The organism is Roseinatronobacter monicus (assembly GCF_006716865.1).
In the GTDB taxonomy this organism is placed as follows: domain Bacteria; phylum Pseudomonadota; class Alphaproteobacteria; order Rhodobacterales; family Rhodobacteraceae; genus Roseinatronobacter; species Roseinatronobacter monicus.
Window position 1 is genome coordinate 3,064,433 of sequence record NZ_VFPT01000001.1, and the last position, 16,796, is coordinate 3,081,228.

Genomic DNA, 16,796 nt, shown 5'->3' on the forward strand with positions numbered 1-16,796 from the left:
TTACCGGCCCACAGCATAAGCCTGCATCAGGCGCGGCGACGCGCCTGCGCGCAACAGCCCGTCGGCATCCTTCGCCGCCGCCGTCAGTCGCCCGATGCTCATCGGTGGCGCGGTCTGCACATCATGGTCGCGCGCGCGCAAATCAGCGATGACCTGCGGGCCGAATGTGTCCTCGACCATGATCTGGCCGGGGCTGCGTGATCGCGGGTAGAAGCTGGCGGGAAAATGGGTCGAATGAAACAGCGGCGCATCAAGGGCCTTTTGCACCCCCATGCCGAATTCCGCGTGATACAGGAAGAATATCAGTTGCCACTGGTCCTGCTGGTCGCCGCCCGGTGTACCGAACACCATGCGCGGCTGTCCGTTTTGCATCGCAAAACTGGGCGACAGCGTGGTGCGCGGGCGTTTTCCGGGGGCCAGTGATCCGGGCAACCCCTCTTCCAGCCAGAACATCTGCGCGCGTGAATTCAGGCAAAAGCCCAAGGACGGGATCGTGGGCGCGCTTTGCAGCCAGCCGCCCGAAGGGGTGGCCGCGACCATGTTGCCCTCGGCGTCGATGACATCCAGATGCACGGTGTCGCCGCGCTTGCGCGCCAGATGGGCCATTGTCGGTTCATAGACCGCACCATCGGTGCTGCTCAGGCGTTCCAGTGCGGCCAGCATGGCGCTGCGCTGCCCCTCGAACCCCGACACAGTGCCGGGGTTCAGGTCAAGACTGGCTTGCGTGCCGATAAGCGCGCGGCGCGCGGTGTTATACTCTTCAGACAGCAAGTCTTGCAGCGGCACATCGGTGAAATTCGGGTCCGCCAGATAGACCTCGCGGTCGGTATAGGCGAGTTTCATCGCCTCTGTGACCAGATGGATGAATTCGGCCCCATGCGGGTCCAGCGCATGCAGGTCCATGCCCCGCAGCAGGGCGAGCGATTGCAGCAGCACCGGCCCTTGCGTCCATGGCCCACATTTCGCAATGTCCCAGTCGCGGTGACTGCCCCAGACCGGCGCTTCGATCTGCGCGCGGTAGCCCGCCATATCAGCCGCATTCAGCACGGACCGCTGCATGTTGCCCTCGCTGTCGGGCAATTCCTGGCGGGCCAGCCACGTGTCCATCTCCTCTGCCACGAAGCCGCGATACAAGGCATCGCGCGCCGCCTCGATCTGGGCATCGCGGGACTTGAAGGATTCTGCCTCGGACAGGATGCGCGTGTAGGTGCGGGCAAGGGCGGGGTTGCGCAGCAACTGTCCCGCAACGGGCGCTTTGCCACCGGGCAGCCATGCGTCATAGGAACTTGGCCAGTTGTCGCGGAAAAAATCGGCCAGCCCGGCCAGTGTATCGGCAACGCGCGGCAGGCAGGGATGGCCTGCGCTGCAATAGTGAATTGCCGGTTCCAGAACATCGCGCAGGGGCAGACGCCCGTAATCGCGCAACATCAGCATCCAACCGTCCCACGCGCCGGGAATAACCGTCGCCATCAACCCGTCGCCGGGCACATGCCGCAAGCCCTGCGCGCGGTAATGCGCGATGGTCGCGCCTGCGGGGGCTGGGCCTTGTGCGCAAATCACATCAGCGCGCTGTGCTTGCGCCGACCACAAGATTGCAGGCAAGTCGCCCGCTGGTCCGTTCAGATGCGGCTCTACCACTTGCAGCACCAGACCGGCAGCCACCGCCGCGTCAAAGGCGTTCCCGCCACGCTCCAACATCGCCATCCCGACACTAGAGGCAATCCAATGGGTCGAAGTGACGACACCAAAGGTGCCAAGAATTTCAGGACGCGTTGTAAAGCTGGTCATGGGGGCGGGTATTCCTTGTGCAGTTCAGATGACAGCGCGCGGCTGCGTCGGGTCAGGTTGCGGTAAGGCCCAACATGCAGCAAGCAGATGCGATTGTCACCGCCCCCCGGCTTTTCTTGCCGCGCCCGCACATCACAATGCAGCAGCCGCCCGCGCCGCTTGATCATAGGCCCCGGACAAGGCCCGCATCATCGCGGCCATACGGCTAAGATCGGCTGGGTCGTGGCCCATCTGCCGGGCTGCACGTACGACCAATGCCTCTCGGATGTCAGCATATCGGATGCAGAGTTCCGCGCCCTTTTGCGTTATCGCCACAGATTTTTCTTTGCCATTGCGCCCTGTCTTGACCAGCTTGTGCGATTCCAGCTTCTTGATGGCGTAATTGGCCAGATGCGTGTCTTCTATATTCAAGACAAGGCAGATATCGGCCAAAGTCTTGGGCCGCGCGCGGTGGTTGACCAGATGCACGATAAGCACCTCCAACGGCGACAGGCCCGGCATACCGGCGGCGGTCATACAGCGCACCATCCAGCGGTGAAAGGCGTTATTTGCCATGGTCAGGGCAAACTCCACCTCGGACAAGGCGGGCAAGGAAGAATTTGCCAGATGCGCAGAGCTGACCACCGGCCCGATATCGGGAATGATCGGGCGGGAGGTATCTATCGGTTCAGCATCGTGTTCGGCAGCCATAGGGCAATCTCCGGGAATATGGACAGGATCGCAGTCGCAAGGACAAGGATCAGAAAGAAGGGCAGCGCCATGCGCGCGATCTGAAAAATGCCGCGCCCCGTAATGGATTGCAGCACGAACAGGTTAAAGCCCACAGGCGGGGTGATCTGACTCATCTCGACCACCAGCACCAGAAAGATGCCGAACCAGATCGGGTCAATGCCTGCGGCCATAACCATAGGCAGAATGACCGATGTGGTCAGCACCACAATCGAGATCCCATCGAGAAAGAAGCCAAGAATGATGAAAAACACCAGCAATGCGGCCAGCAGGGCGAATTGCGAATAGCCTTGCGCCCCGATCCACTGGGCCAGAAGACGCGGAATGCCGGTATAGCCCATGGCAACCGTCAGAAAAGACGCGCCCGCAAGGATAAAGGCAATCATGCAGGTGGTCATCGCAGCCCCGCGCAGACTGTCGACAGCGCTGCCCCGGTCCAGCCCGCCTGAGAGGCCAGAGATCAACAGCGCGCCAACAACGCCGATCACCGCCGCCTCGGTCGGCGAGGCAAGTCCAGCATAGATCGAGCCGATGACAGCAAAGATCAGCGCCACGGTTGGGCCGAGTGCCTTGAGCGCGTCCCAGCGCACGGCCCAGCTTGGCGCAGGTTCGGGTGCGGGCAGCTTGTCGCGGTTGAACACCGACCACAGCATGACATAGCCCGCGAAAAGCGACGCCAGCATCAGCCCCGGCAGCACCCCCGCGAGAAACAATCGCGCGATGCTTTGCTCGGTCGCGGCCCCGTAAACGATCAGGATGATCGAGGGCGGGATCAGAAACCCGAAGGTGCCCGCACCGGCCAGTGTGCCGATAGAGATGTCGGAATCATAGCCGCGCTTCTTCAACTCTGGCAGGGACATGCGCCCCACGGTGGCCGTGGTCGCAGCGGAAGAACCGGACACCGCCGCAAACAGCGCGCAGCCCAGAATATTGGCATGTAGCAGCCCCCCCGGCAGGCGGCGCGTAAACGGGGACAGCCCCCGGAACAGGTCCGACGACAAGCGCGAGCGGAACAGGATTTCACCCATCCAGATGAACATGGGCAGCGCCGTCAGATCCCAGACATTCAACGACCCCCAAACCTTGGTCGCAAACACCGCGCCCGCAAGGCCGGGGCGGGTCAGTTCCATCGCCACAAAGGCCACCGCCATCAGCGAAAATCCGACCCACAGCCCCGCCAGCAAGAACCCGAACAGCGTGATGACAAGAATGATCGACAGGGTAAGCAGGTCCATCAGTGCCCCCCGGTGCTGCGTGCTTTCTCGGCACGCTGAAAGGATGTGTCACCCCCGCGCAGGGCTGTGACCAACTCGTCCAGCAATGCGACCAGCAGCAGCACAAAGCCCAGTGTCATGACGCCTTGGGGTATCCACAAGGGGACACGCACCATGCCGAAAGACACCGAATTGAAGCGCCACGAATCGAGGGCTTGTGCGCCAGAGTTCCAAGCCGCGAACCCCGACAGCGCCAAGGCGGCCAGCAGCACCAGAATGCCCAGACCGCGTTGGACCATTGGCCCGCCTATGGTCAGCAACAGACTGACCCGCACATGCCCGCCAGCCCGAAGCGTGGCAGGCAGCGCCAGCGTTGCCGCCGCTACGAACAAGAACCCCCCGAAATCCGACAATGACGGGATGGTAAAGCCGATCGGCGTTGCGCCCATAAGATATAGCGCGCGGTCGAGCACACGACCAAGGATTTGCACCAGAACAAGCGTGGCAATCGCCACCATTGACAGGCACGCAAGCGCCAGCGCACCGGCATATACTCCGTCCAAGGCCTTGCGCATCTGCGCCCCCAATTTTGCGGTGAAAGACAAAGGCAGGGCGCGTGGCCCTGCCTGACTGGCGTGCTTATTCGGCGCGGAATGCGTCCAGAACGGCGGCACCGGTGTCTCCGGCCTCGTCCATCCATTCGGCGGCCATCGTCTCGCCAATCTCGGACAGACGCGCGGACAGGGCGTCAGAGGGTTGCATCACGACCATGCCCGCCTCTTCCAGCGCTGCAATCTGTGTGTCCGTCTCGGCGCGCGACATCTCCCACCCGCGTGCCTCTGCGGCCTCTGCTGCCGCAAGGACGGCGTCGCGCTCGTCATCCGACAGGGCGTCCAGCGCAGAACTGTTCACGAAAACCATGTTCTTTGGCAACCATGCCTGCACATCAATGTAATGGCTGGTGTAATCCCATGCCTGCGACGACACCCCGGTTGAGGGCGATGTAATCATCGACGCCACCCGCCCGGTGCTAAAGGCAGTCGGAATATCGCCTGCTTCCACCTGTGTCGGTATCATGCCCAAAAGTTGCGCCATGCGTTCTGTTGCGTTGTTATAGGCGCGGAACGTGACACCCTGAAGCTGCGCAGGCTCGGTCACTTCTTCGCGCAGGAACAGCGATTGGCCGGGCCACGGCACCGAGAACAGCAATGTCAGCCCTTGCGCTTCCAACGCCTCTGACACCGCGTCGCGCGATGCGTCCCACAACGCCTCGGCCTCGTCATAGCTGGCGGCAAGGAAAGGGATGCTGTCGACACCGAAAACGGGGTTTTCATTCACAAGCTGGGACATCAGGATCTCGCCAATCGGTGCCAAACCGCGCCGCACAGAATCCTTGATCTGGCCATGCGCGAACAGCGAGCCTGCGGAATGCACCGTAATATCCAGCGCACCGTCAGTTGCCTCGCGGATGTCATCGGCGAAGGCTGTAATGTTTTGCGTGTGGAAAACGGCATCGCCGTAAGGTGTCGGCATATCCCACGCTGTCTGGGCAAATGCGGGCGACGCGGCCAGCGCGACTGCCGCAGCGGCGATATTGAAGCGAAGTGTCATTTCAAAACTCCCTGTTTCAGCACCATCTTGACGCAGCGCAGATCAAGCGTTGACATTTTATCTGTAATTCGTCAACAAAAAATCATATCTGCCCCTGATGCCAAAGGAACAAACCATGACAACGCTTGAAAAAGCAGCATTGGCGGTGTTGTGATGGCGTCCGCCCATTCTGAAGCGCCAGAACCACCCAGAATCAGCACCCTTGGTGTGGATGGGATGCGGGTCAGCTTTGGCAGCACGCTGAGTGAAGCGGCGAACCGTGCCGCCCTGTCCTTTCGCGCCGCGATTGAGGCAGAGGGGTTGATGGGGGTTGAAGAAACCGCTACCTCGCTCACCTCGGCCTATCTGCGGCTTGATCTGGACCATGCCGACCATGACAGCTTGCGCGCGAAGATCGAAACACTGCTTGGCAGCCGCGACTGGTACGCCGCCCCCTTGCCACAAGGGCGCAAGCTATGGCGTGTGCCTGCGGTCTTTGGCACCGATCTTGCGCCCCAACTGGAAGAGGCCGCAAAACTGGCGGGCCTGTCGCCTGACGCGGCCATCACTGCGCTGTGCGCCGCCCCGTTGCGCGTGCAGACAATCGGCTTTGCGCCCGGCCAGCCATATTTGGGCGAATTGCCCCGCGAATGGGATATTCCGCGCCAGACCGGCCTGACCGCGCATGTGCCCGAAGGGGCGGTGGCGGTGGCGATCCGGCAGATGGTGCTGTTCTCGGTCAGCACCCCAACGGGCTGGCGGCACGTGGGTCAGACAGCCCTGCGCCTGTTCAACCCCGACAAACCCGATCCCTTCATTCTGCGCCCCGGCGATGAGGTGCAGTTCCAGCCCGTCACCCGCGAAGAGTTCGAGAATATCCGCACCCGAGATGCAGATGGCGGCGCGGTTTCGGAAAGGCTGGGCTGATGGCAGAGATCATCTTGCACCGCACAGGGCCGGGCGTCACGCTTCAGGATATGGGCCGGAAGGGGTATCTGGCACAGGGCCTCTCGCGTGGGGGTGCGGCGGATATTCTGGCGCTGGCAGAGGGGGCCGCGCTGTTGCAACAAGACGCAGACCTTGCGGCAATCGAGATTGCGGGCAGCTTCGTAAGCCTTGAAGTGACAGCGCCTGCCCGCATCGCCCTGACCGGTGCGCCAATGCGCGCGCTTTGCGACGGGGCGGCACTGGCATGGCATGCCAGTCACGCCTTGCCCGCAGGCGCGCAGCTAGAACTGTCGGGCAGTGCCGGTGGCTACAGCTATGTGCATTTCGGCGGCGGGATTGAGGGCGACGATATGCTCGGCTCGCGCTCTGCGCATCTGGCGGCGGGCATAGGCCAGATGTTGGAAGGCGGCGGGAAATTTCCCATCGGGGCAGATCGCGGCAGTCGGGTGGGCATGACCTTCGCGCCCCTGCCGCGCTTTGATGGCGGGGTCTTGCGGTTGGTGGAGACGCCGCAAACACACCTGTTCGGGCAAGACGTGCTTGAACGCTTCACGGCCACCCCCTTCAGCAAGGATGCGCGCGGCAACCGTATGGGCCAACGACTGGTCAGCGAGGGTGCGGGCTTTGAAACGGCTGCGGGCCTGACGATCCTGTCGGAAAGCATTGTGCCCGGCGATATTCAGGTCACGGGCGATGGCGCACCTTTCGTGTTGCTGTCAGAATGCCAGACCACAGGGGGCTATCCGCGCATCGGCACGGTTCTGCCTTGTGATCTGCCGCGACTGGTGCAGGCCCGCGCCGGTGCAGAGCTGCGCTTTTGCTTTATCCCGCTGGATGAGGCAGTCGCGTTGGAGCGGGCAGAGGCCAAGCGCCGTGCAGGTCTGCGCAGTGCCGCCTACCCCATGATCCGCGACCCCCATGACATGGCCGATCTTCTGGCCTATCAACTCATCAGCGGCGTGACGCGCGGCGATGATCTGGAAAGGAGCGCATCATGATTACACGGATCGACCTGAATGCCGATATGGGCGAAAGCTTCGGGCCTTGGCCTATGGGGGCGGATGCAGCGCTTTTGCAAGTCATCACATCGGCCAATATCGCCTGCGGATTTCATGCAGGCGACCCCGACGTGATGGCGCAAGCAATGGCTGTGGCAGTGGAAAACGGGGTGGGCATTGGCGCGCATCCGGGTCTGCCGGATTTGCAGGGCTTCGGGCGGCGGCGGATGCAGATCGCAGCCGCTGAGGCGCGCCATCTGGTGGCCTATCAACTGGGGGCCGCACAGGCGATGGCGCGCATGGCAGGCGGGCAGGTGCGGCACCTGAAACTGCATGGCGCGCTGGCCAATATGGCCGCCGAAGACGAAGCCCTTGCCCGCGCCTGCTATGAGGGCGCGCTGGCCGTGGACCCCGAAATTATCGTGATGGTGATTTCCGGCACCGCACAGGCCCGCGCGGCACAAGCCTTGGGCGCACGCATCGCGCATGAGATTTTCGCCGACCGCGCCTATACCGAGGACGGGCTATTGATGGACCGCCGCCTGCCCGGCGCTGTCATCCATGATGCAGATGAGGTTTGCGCGCGGATCATTGCCATGCTCAAGGCGGGCGCGATCATCACCGCACAAGGCACCCATCTGCCCGCAGAGATCGACACGATCTGCCTGCATGGCGACACCGCAGGGGCCGTGGCACTGGCCCAAGCGCTGCACGCCGCGTTGACAGGCGAGGGTGTCAGCCTGAAACCCTTTGACGGGCCGCGCGCCCCGTGAAAACGCGACCAGCGGCGATGCTGCAAGCTGCGTTGCGGGTCACGACTGCTGCTGCGTCTCGTCACGCTCTGCCTCGGCCAGTTCGGCGGACCATGTGGCAGCAGCCTCGATTGCGACAGGCGATGCGGTCGGCAAAACGCCAAGGTAGCTTTCGGTTTCCGCAGTCGGAACGCTTGCGCGCTGCGTCATGCGGTACAGCGCATACAGGGCGATGGCCCCGAATGTCGCCCCAAGCACCAGCCAAAAGGCAAAGGGACCAAGCCCCTCCATCGCCCAGCCAGTCGCCAGCGGCCCGACAATCGCCCCCAGCCCAAAGGTGAACACAAGCCCGCCAGATGCGGCTGGCATGTCCTCGGCTGACAGCGAATCGTTGGTATAGGCAAGGAACAACGCGTAAAGCGGCGTTGTAACGCCCCCTGCAAAGAAGGCGGATACCATCAGAAACCAGAACCCGCCCGCAGTTGCCCAGCCCAAGGTGCAAAACACAAAGCCGATAACCGAGGCCCCGAAGATCAGTTTGCGGCGGTCCATCCTGTCGGACAACCAGCCAATCGGGTATTGCAACAGCAAAGCCCCCGCAAACAGCATCGCAACAAACAAAGAGATTTGCGCCGCTGTCAGCCCGATCTGACTGCCAAAAACTGCCCCCATGCCCGATTGGGTGGCGTAGATGCTGCCCAAAAGGAAAATCCCCACTGTGCCAAGGGGCGAGCCGGTGAACAGTTTTCGCAACGGCATGGCCCGCGCAACTTCGGTTGCGGGGACAGGCGTTGCCGATAGCAGGATCGGCGCGAATGAAATCGACACAAGGATCGAGGCCCCTATGAACAGCACCGAAGTTGCCGCACGCCCAGCGTCAACAGCCCTTGCGCACCGATAATGCCCAGCGTCTGCGCGATCATATAGGCCGACAGTACCTTGCCACGCGTCTCATTGGTGGCGGCGTTGTTCAGCCAGCTTTCCGCAGCGACATATATGCCGGACATGCAAAACCCGATCAGGATACGCAGGATCGTCCAGGCCCACGGCTCGGTCAGCAGAGGGAATGCAACCAGCCCCGCCGACATGAAGCTGCCAAGTGCCGCAAACACGCGCACATGGCCGACATTGCGAATCATCACAGGGGTAATGCGCGCGCCCGACAGAAAACCAAGGAAATAGCCAGAGGTCACGATGGCCAGTTCTGCGGCCGAAAACCCCTCGATCCCGCCGCGCAGGCCAATCAGGGTGAAATGCATGCCATTGCCCAGCATAATAAGCAATATCCCCAGCAACAGGGGTCAGACGCCAGAAAATACCTTGATCATAAAACGACCCTTTCGCCGAAGCACAGCACCTTCCCCGCCCCGATTTTGCATAGCTCGACTGCGGCTGCCTATGCTGCAACGCCGCATTGCAGCACGATTGCGACAAACGCGGCCAAAGGTTGTGCTGTCCCCAATGCCACGCTTTGAAGGGGTGCGAATTTGACAGCGGGCTGAAGCCCCGGCAAGAAAAAACGTCGGGGCCGCTGGCGTGAATTATGATGTCGCACCTTTGCCGAATAGCGCAGCCCCCCTCAAGGCGTTCTGCTTGTCACGTTGAACTACCTGAGGTTGTTGCTTAGGTAAGCAGTCCGCAGAACCTTCGGGTTTCATCTGCGGATCGCTCGGAGGGGCAAATGATGCTTGAAGGTATGTCAGAACCGGATCGACCAAATAGCGAGAAGATGTTTGCACTCATGATGCGCTCACCAGATCTGGTGGCGCTGTTTGATCCAGAGGATCGTCTGCAAGCGGCAAACCCCGCATATTGTGCAGCCTATCATTGCGACCCTGCGCAGCAGCTTCTCTGGCGTGACATCATGCGCACGAACTATCAAAACAAGCGCGGCCCCTTGATCGAAACCGAGGATATCGAGGCGTGGCTGACAGATGCTTGTGCGCGCCGCGCCACATTGCCCTACCGCGCTTTCGAGGCCGAGTTGCATAACGGCAAGTGGATCTGGATCACAGAGACAGTCTCTGCCGATGGGTGGATGTTCTTTCACGCCTCCAATATTTCGTCCTTGCGCGCCTCAAGCCGACATCTTCGCAAAGAGCGCGACGCGGCACGGCGCGAGTCTTGGACGGATGCGTTGACCGGGGTTCCGAACCGCCGCTATGTCATGACGCGGCTGGAAGACTGGTTCGAGGCGCAGCGCCTTCAGCAGGAATTCGGGACACATTCGCTTGCCATTGTGGATCTGGATAACTTCAAAACCCTCAATGACCGCTTTGGCCATGAATTCGGCGATGCTGTCCTGACATCGTTTTGCCGGGATGCCGTCAGCAGCATCCGGCCACTGGACCTGTTTGGCAGGATCGGCGGCGAGGAGTTTCTTTTTCTGATGCCAAACTGTCCGCTAGAGGTCGCGCAGAACCGGCTAAACCTGTTGCAAAGAATGATCCGCCATCCCGGCCACAGCGCTGAATCTGCGGATGTGACCTATTCCTTTTCGGCGGGACTGGTCCTTGTCCGGGACGACAAGGACATCCACCATGCCATCCGGCGCGCCGACAAACTGATGTACCGCGCAAAGCTGGAGGGGCGCGCCCGCGTTCTGTGCTGAGCACCGCACACCGAAAGATGGCGTGCCCAAGCAAGACAGTGTCTACGCGATCCGGCAAGGGTGTTTGCGCAGCGCGCTTTCACCAATTGTTGCTGCGAAGATAATCGAAATCGACATCTGGAAACAGATCGCGGTTTTCGAGCATTTCTTCCAATGACATCAAATCAATTTCGACCGCATGCTGTTTGTTGAGCAGCTTGACACCGGCCTTCGTGTTGACTGGCAAAAAGGGGCGTTCGTCGCAAAACAGGTCAAGCACCCTTTGGCCCTGACGCACAAAGACTACCCCGAAAAACTGGGTCTTGTCGGCCATCATTATGCGCACCGGAACGCCAAATTTGGGAAGCTTCGCCTGCGACATACCACCAGTTCCTTTTCGACCATTCTATCACTCGCGGGACGCGCCACACCAGACGGGGCCGCGCGGTGCATTCGTATCCTTGCCCCCGCCTGCCATGACAACTGGAACTTTCGACAGCTATAGGCAAATGATTTTTCTCATTTGCGCGTGATGTTTTCGTGGATGTGGTCCGAATAGTGGCACCGCGCCTTGCCTTCAGGGTTTTTTCACACACGCTCCCCCATCACATGACAGCCCCGATCAGGGGCCGTCCATGCTCAACTCACGACCGATCTGCGCTGGCAGTCACTTCGCCTCAAAGGGCTTTATCAAACTGCCCAGCTCTGTCGGGAAAGGGAATACAATCGTCGAGTTCTTCTCGGCCCCGATGGTCGTGAGCGTGGACAGATAGCGCAATTGCATCGCGCCCGGCTCTGCGCTCAGGATTTCTGCCGCCTCTAGCAGTTTGGCGGCGGCCTGTTGCTCGCCCTGCGCGTTGATGACCTTGGCACGGCGTTCGCGCTCTGCCTCTGCCTGCCGGGCAATGGCGCGGATCATGGATTCGTCGATATCAACATGCTTGATCTCGACATTGGCCACCTTGATCCCCCAACCATCGGTCTGGGTGTCGATGATTTCCTGAATGTCGCTGTTCAGCTTGTCACGCTCGGACAGCATTTCATCCAGTTCATGCTTGCCCAACACCGAGCGCAGTGTGGTCTGTGACAGCTCTGACGTGGCCTGCATGAAGTTTTCGACCTGAATCGTGGCCTTTTCTGGGTCGACCACGCGGAAGTAAATCACGGCATTCACACGGACTGAAACGTTGTCCTGACTGATGACGTCCTGACTGGGCACATCCAGCACGCGCACGCGCAAATCCATGCGCACGACCTGCTGGACAATCGGGATGACCAGAATAAGCCCCGGCCCTTTTGTTCCAGTGTAGCGGCCAAGCGTAAAGACGACAGCGCGTTCATATTCACGCAATACCTTGATGGCAGAGGCCAGAAAGGCCAGCACCAGAACGATAATGACGACCAGAAAGCCCAGATCGCCGAATATCTGCAAGATATCCATCAAATTTCTCCTTTCTCTGGCGGCACAGGCGGCGAAGGCCCTCAGGCGGTGTCAGTCTGGCCCTGTGTCGCGGCGGGTTTGGGAGCGACATGCAGGGTCAGCCCCTCGATTTTCGTGATGATGACATCATCATTCTTGGCGAAGGTCTGCTCCGCGCGGGCATTCCAGCGCTCGCCATTTACAAACACATGCCCTTTCGTGCCCTGCCAATCCTGCACTTGGGCCGTTGCATTCAGCAGATCATGCACCCCTGTCGTCACCTTGCGCCGGTGCGAGACATAGCCCAGCCGCGCCACAATCGCCGAGAATGCCAGCGACGCCACAGCCACAGCCGCAAGCGCGGGGATTGACGGCTCGAACCCCGGCACGTCGGAATCGAACAGGAAAACACCCCCCGCCACAATGGCGACTGTGCCCCCTATGCCCAGAATCCCAAATGACGGGCTGAACGCCTCGGCCAGCACAAGCAGCAAACCCAATCCGATCAGGGCGAGTCCGGCGATGTTGAAAGGCAGGATCGACAGCGCGAACATGCCAAGGATCAGACTGATCCCGCCAATCGTGCCCGGCACCAGCGCGCCGGGGTTAAGCAATTCAAACACAATCCCGTAGAAACCCACCACCATCAGCAACAGCGACACATTCGGGTTGGCGATGATCGACAAAAGCTGTGTGCGCCAGTCTGGCGCGATGGACACAAGGCTCAGCGCTTCGGTGTCCAGCACGAAATCCTCACCATCAAGCTGGACTGTCCGGCCATGCGCGCGGTCCAGCACTTCGGTCAGATTGCGGGCGGTGAAATCGGCGACATTTTCCTCGACTGCGGCACTTGCGGTCAGGGTTGCCGCGTCGCGCACGGCACGTTCGCCCCAATCGGCATTGCGTCCGTGAATTTCGGCCAGCGAGCGGATTTGTGCAATCGCATCGTTCATCGCTTTGGCCATGCCAGCATCGGCGGGCGCGGAGTCAGTGTCATCGTTGCCATTGGTGCCCTCATCGCCAGCCCCCTCATCAGAACCGGCATCATTTTCATCTGCGGGATCATCGCCAAACGGCAGCCCACCGCCCCCGCCGCCCAGACTGACAGGCGTCGCGGCCCCGACCGAGGTTCCGGGGGCCATAACGGCCAGATGGCTGGCGTATAAGATGAAAGTGCCCGCACTCGCCGCGCGCGCACCGGACGGGGCGACGAAGGTTGCGACAGGCACGGAAGAGTTCAGAATTGCACTGTTGATCTCGCGGGTAGAGGTCACCAACCCGCCGGGCGTGTCCATTTGCACGATGACCAATCCCGCGCCATCGGCGGCGGCGGTCTCAATCCCGCGGATCAGGTAATCGGCGCTTGCAGGGCTGACAGCCCCGTCAAGCTCAAGGACTACGGCCTGCCCCGCGCGGTCGTCGTTTTGCGCGTGCAGCGCCAACCCGAACAGCCCCAGACAAAACACGAGTGCTGACCCGATCCGCCATAGGCTCCGCATCCGGGGTCTTGTATGACTGAGCATAGATTTGCCCCTTCACCTTTTTCACCAGATGACGTTTACATAGTGCAAATGTTGCAATTTTCAATTCGCCCGCATGGTGCGCCGCCCCAATCAGCGGCGCAATTTTCCTGAAATCGCCCGTCCGAAAACACGTGCGATGGGGTTGAAATTGGCGGTGATAATGGTGCGCAGAACAGTTCTAAATCAGCTACTGTTTTGCATTCATTTGCGTTTTGGGTGCGCGTTGGTGCGCCGTAATCTTTGTGACAGATGCTTCGGGATTTGGCGTGGATACCGCTTTGAGATGGGCGCGATGAGGCTTCGCGCTGTCATCTCTGCGTCGCGCCTTGGCTGCCTGACACACCTCATCCGTAATGAAAGCGATCAGTTGATATCGGTTCTCCAGACCAGATTTATGATAAATCGCCCCAAGTTGCGTTTTCACTGTCGATAACACGCTGCCACGCATTTTTGCGATTTCGGCATTTGAAAACCCTTTCACGACAAGAATGGCAACCTCGTTTCCGCCTTTGACAGCCCCCAGTCACGTGCGTGCATTTCAATTAGGTTTTCTTTTCCCGGTTCCTGCAAAGCTGCGGCAAGTTTGCGGGCATCATATTTCGATACAATCATTTGCCCAAGAAACCTATAAGAGATCACGGTTACAATTCCCGTAAGGACGAAGAAGGCCACGAATAGGGATGAGATTACCGGTAATGTCCGTAGCCCCCCATCCAGCAATGAAGCTGATACAAGCGCCGTTTTGCCAGCCGCGACACTCAGCACAAAGCCAATACCGATCCAAATTAATTTGGCGCCACCCATTGATGGTTCCTTTCGGCTTCTCCCTGCGCGCAATCGCAAACGTATCGCGGCAGTTTTGTTAGTGTATCACGTTTCTCCGAACATAGGATGTGGAAACATTTAGGCTGCACACTCTCAACTTTAAGGCGATCCCGCCTGTTCTGGCAACCCTCCACCACGCTTGATGGCATCAATCCCCATTTCAAGCCGTGCTGCATTTCAGTCTGTGCCGCCCTTGGGCTTGCCCCGCCAAGGCGGCGGGCCGATTTGGGGGCAAGCCGCGAGACATTGGGGGCCAGATCAGGTGTCAGGGGTGTTGGCGCACCATTTGCAACCAGCGTGATGCATAGCCTTCAAGCTGTCCAAGGGTCGTTCGGTCCAGCGGAGCAAGGGTTTCGCCGACACGCGCGGGCTGCCCGCCACATAGCAGGGCCGCACCTTGGCTGGTGCCCGTCAAACCCTTGGCGCGGATGACCTCTGCCCCGCTTGCCGCCTGAAGCATGGTAAGGAAAGCCCTGTTCTTGCCGAATGGTCCTTCGACAATCACCGGCCCCCTCTGCCCGATCAACCGCAGACATTCCGCGCTGACCAGCGCAAGATAGAACCCAAGCGCCGCGACGCGGGTATCGCTGCCGAGAGTTGGCTCTGGCCCGTGCCAGCGGGACGCGTGGTCGGGAAACGGCCCGCTTCCCGGCGCAAGACAGGGCAGCAGCATGATATCTTGCTGCAACACCTGCGCCATACCTTCGGATGTCACTGTTCCGCCCGCCCCTTGCAGGGCCAGATCATATTCCCGCCCGCCCATGAACCGCGCCGAGGGGACAGGCGCGCCAAGCGCGTTGATATTGACCAGCAGGTCGCGGCCCTCGTCCAATGCAACCGGCGCACCGCCAATCGCCATTGCCACGACCCATGTGCCGGTCGAGATCACGCCAAAGGGGGCGTTCTGCGTCAGCAGATGCGGCAGCAGCGAGGCATTGGAATCGTGAATACCGCACACCACAGGCGTGTCAGGCGCAAGCCCTGTATGCGCAGCAATGGCGGGGTGCAGATGGCCCAGAACATCACCCGGCTTGCGCACTTTGGCCAGCTTTTGTGTCAGACCCAGCCGCGCAACCAGATCTGACGGTTGCCCGCGCGACATGTCCCACAGATCGGTATGGCAGCCCAGCGATGTGACATCGCAGGCGCGTTCGCCGGTCAGCCGGAACGCCCAATATTGCGGATAGGTCACAACATGCGCGACCCGCGCCGCCAGTTCCGGCACCTCGCGGAACTGCCAGAAAATCTGCGCGCCAAGGTTCAGCCCCGCTCCTAGCGATGGACTTCCGGTTTGCGCGAAGGGCGGGCGCAGCGCGTCATATGCGCGGCGGCAGGTGTCGGGGCCGTCATGCTCATAATCAAGGATCGGCGCGGCCAGATTGCCCTGCTCATCCAGCAAGGCCGCGCAAGCCCCGTGGGTGGTGATCGAGATGGCCGAAACCGGGTGCTGCGCGTTCAATGCGCGCAAACCGTCCGGCAAAAAGCGCCAGTGCCCTTCAGTGTCGAAATGCGGCCAAGGCGGGCCGGGGCGCACAGTGTTCGGGCGCGTCAGAACCGCGATTTCGTCCAGAGATTCCGGGTCCACCAGTGCAAGCTTGGCGTTGGTCTTGCCAATATCAATGACAGCAATCGCGCTCATGGCATGTGGAACATGGGCCGCAGGGGCGTGGCGACAGGCGATGAATCAGCGTTGGTTTGCATCAGGTCCGCCATATGCGCCCACCAGCGCTGCATCACCGGATGGTCAGGCAGATCATCCATGCGATGGGCGTCATTGCGCCACAAAACCCCGAACAGGATGCCGGTGTCTGGGTCCAGATGGATGGAATAATCACTGACACCTGCATCTTTCAACAGCGCGACAAGTTCGGGCCAGATTTCATCATGGCGGCGCTTGTATTCCGCTTCCATGCCCGCGTTGAGTTGCATCTTGAAGGCGTATTTTTCCATCAGCGACCTCTCGATTTTTCCCACAGGCGCGGCTGCGCGATGACTGAAATCAGCAGCACGCCGATCACAATGGACATCACAATCCCCGGCACATTCAACAACCCCAACCCGAAGGTGACCAGCCCCATGATAAACGCCGCCAGAACCACGCCGGGAATTGTGCCCGCACCGCCAAGGATGCTGACGCCGCCAAGGACCACCATGGTCACAATCTCCAACTCCCACCCCATTGCGATGGACGGGCGGGTAGAGCCAAGGCGCGAGGTCAGACAAACTGCCGCCACCCCGACATCAGCCCTGTCAGCAGGAACAGGATGAATTTCACCCGCGCAACGCGGATGCCCGAAAATGCGGCGCCCACCGGGTTGTTGCCAATCGCATACACCGCGCGGCCAAAATTCGTCTTGTGCAGCACGATCCCGAAAATGACTGCCAATACGGCAAAAAGTGTCAACTCGAACGTGTCCGT

General features: G+C 60.6%; 16 protein-coding genes and 2 pseudogenes. 4 read left to right on the plus strand and 14 right to left on the minus strand.

Translation table 11 applies throughout. The features are described 5' to 3' along the window. From BD293_RS14620 to BD293_RS14640, 5 genes are all read right to left on the minus strand, one after another. A complete protein-coding gene (locus tag BD293_RS14620; RefSeq protein ID WP_142082902.1) occupies positions 1-1,788 on the minus strand; it encodes a gamma-glutamyltransferase family protein in 1,788 nt (595 codons plus the stop codon). Positions 1,789-1,920: 132 nt separating this feature from the next. Next, positions 1,921-2,478: a winged helix DNA-binding protein gene (locus tag BD293_RS14625; RefSeq protein ID WP_211841036.1), complete on the minus strand. Its 558-nt coding sequence runs from the start codon at positions 2,476-2,478 to the stop codon at positions 1,921-1,923. Beyond that, a complete protein-coding gene (locus tag BD293_RS14630) occupies positions 2,448-3,752 on the minus strand; it encodes a TRAP transporter large permease (RefSeq protein ID WP_142082904.1) in 1,305 nt (434 codons plus the stop codon). The genes BD293_RS14625 and BD293_RS14630 overlap by 31 nt, the downstream gene beginning before the upstream one ends. Then, entirely contained in the window at positions 3,752-4,405 is a 654-nt protein-coding gene (locus BD293_RS14635; RefSeq protein ID WP_246086313.1) for a TRAP transporter small permease, read from the minus strand. The genes BD293_RS14630 and BD293_RS14635 overlap by 1 nt, the downstream gene beginning before the upstream one ends. Further along, positions 4,371-5,342 (minus strand): TRAP transporter substrate-binding protein, encoded by a 972-nt coding sequence (locus tag BD293_RS14640; RefSeq protein ID WP_142082906.1) that lies wholly within the window; start codon positions 5,340-5,342, stop codon positions 4,371-4,373. The genes BD293_RS14635 and BD293_RS14640 overlap by 35 nt, the downstream gene beginning before the upstream one ends. A gap of 153 nt (positions 5,343-5,495) precedes the next feature. Between BD293_RS14640 and BD293_RS14645 the strand changes: the two genes are divergently transcribed. From BD293_RS14645 to BD293_RS14655, 3 genes are read left to right on the plus strand one after another with little or no spacing between them, the layout of a single operon-like run. Beyond that, positions 5,496-6,248 (plus strand): 5-oxoprolinase subunit B family protein, encoded by a 753-nt coding sequence (locus BD293_RS14645; RefSeq protein ID WP_142082910.1) that lies wholly within the window; start codon positions 5,496-5,498, stop codon positions 6,246-6,248. Next, positions 6,248-7,267 (plus strand): 5-oxoprolinase subunit C family protein, encoded by a 1,020-nt coding sequence (locus BD293_RS14650; RefSeq protein WP_142082912.1) that lies wholly within the window; start codon positions 6,248-6,250, stop codon positions 7,265-7,267. Before BD293_RS14645 ends, BD293_RS14650 begins: the two co-directional genes overlap by 1 nt. Further along, positions 7,264-8,040: a LamB/YcsF family protein gene (locus BD293_RS14655; protein WP_142082915.1), complete on the plus strand. Its 777-nt coding sequence runs from the start codon at positions 7,264-7,266 to the stop codon at positions 8,038-8,040. Before BD293_RS14650 ends, BD293_RS14655 begins: the two co-directional genes overlap by 4 nt. A gap of 39 nt (positions 8,041-8,079) precedes the next feature. Here BD293_RS14655 and BD293_RS14660 read toward each other — a convergent pair. Further along, positions 8,080-9,293, minus strand: a pseudogene (locus tag BD293_RS14660) (MFS transporter). A gap of 467 nt (positions 9,294-9,760) precedes the next feature. Here BD293_RS14660 and BD293_RS14665 point away from each other — a divergent pair. Beyond that, complete coding sequence (locus BD293_RS14665; protein WP_246086314.1) at positions 9,761-10,630, plus strand: GGDEF domain-containing protein; 870 nt, start codon at positions 9,761-9,763, stop codon at positions 10,628-10,630. A gap of 79 nt (positions 10,631-10,709) precedes the next feature. Here the strand turns inward: BD293_RS14665 and BD293_RS14670 are convergent, their stop codons facing one another. The 8 genes and pseudogenes from BD293_RS14670 to BD293_RS14705 all read right to left on the minus strand — a co-directional run. Further along, complete coding sequence (locus BD293_RS14670) at positions 10,710-10,991, minus strand: DUF6812 domain-containing protein (protein WP_142082919.1); 282 nt, start codon at positions 10,989-10,991, stop codon at positions 10,710-10,712. Positions 10,992-11,276: 285 nt separating this feature from the next. Continuing rightward, positions 11,277-12,050 carry a slipin family protein gene (locus tag BD293_RS14675; RefSeq protein WP_211841037.1) on the minus strand — a complete coding sequence of 258 codons (774 nt, stop codon included), beginning with the start codon at positions 12,048-12,050 and terminating at the stop codon, positions 11,277-11,279. 41 nt (positions 12,051-12,091) lie between these two features. Continuing rightward, positions 12,092-13,528, minus strand: coding sequence for an NfeD family protein (locus tag BD293_RS14680; RefSeq protein WP_211841038.1), 1,437 nt, complete (start codon positions 13,526-13,528; stop codon positions 12,092-12,094). A gap of 211 nt (positions 13,529-13,739) precedes the next feature. Next, a complete protein-coding gene (locus BD293_RS14685; RefSeq protein WP_170207154.1) occupies positions 13,740-14,033 on the minus strand; it encodes a response regulator transcription factor in 294 nt (97 codons plus the stop codon). After that, positions 14,030-14,356 carry a hypothetical protein gene (locus BD293_RS14690; RefSeq protein ID WP_142082926.1) on the minus strand — a complete coding sequence of 109 codons (327 nt, stop codon included), beginning with the start codon at positions 14,354-14,356 and terminating at the stop codon, positions 14,030-14,032. Before BD293_RS14690 ends, BD293_RS14685 begins: the two co-directional genes overlap by 4 nt. 286 nt (positions 14,357-14,642) lie before the next feature. After that, positions 14,643-16,016, minus strand: a complete 1,374-nt coding sequence (locus tag BD293_RS14695; RefSeq protein ID WP_142082928.1) for an FGGY-family carbohydrate kinase — start codon at positions 16,014-16,016, stop codon at positions 14,643-14,645. Further along, on the minus strand, positions 16,013-16,327 hold the full coding sequence (gene rhaM, locus BD293_RS14700) for an L-rhamnose mutarotase (protein WP_142082930.1): 315 nt from the start codon (positions 16,325-16,327) through the stop codon (positions 16,013-16,015). Before rhaM ends, BD293_RS14695 begins: the two co-directional genes overlap by 4 nt. Next, positions 16,327-16,790: pseudogene (locus tag BD293_RS14705) on the minus strand (ABC transporter permease); the annotation flags it as partial. The pseudogene BD293_RS14705 and the gene rhaM, both read right to left, overlap by 1 nt. Positions 16,791-16,796 lie beyond the last annotated feature (6 nt).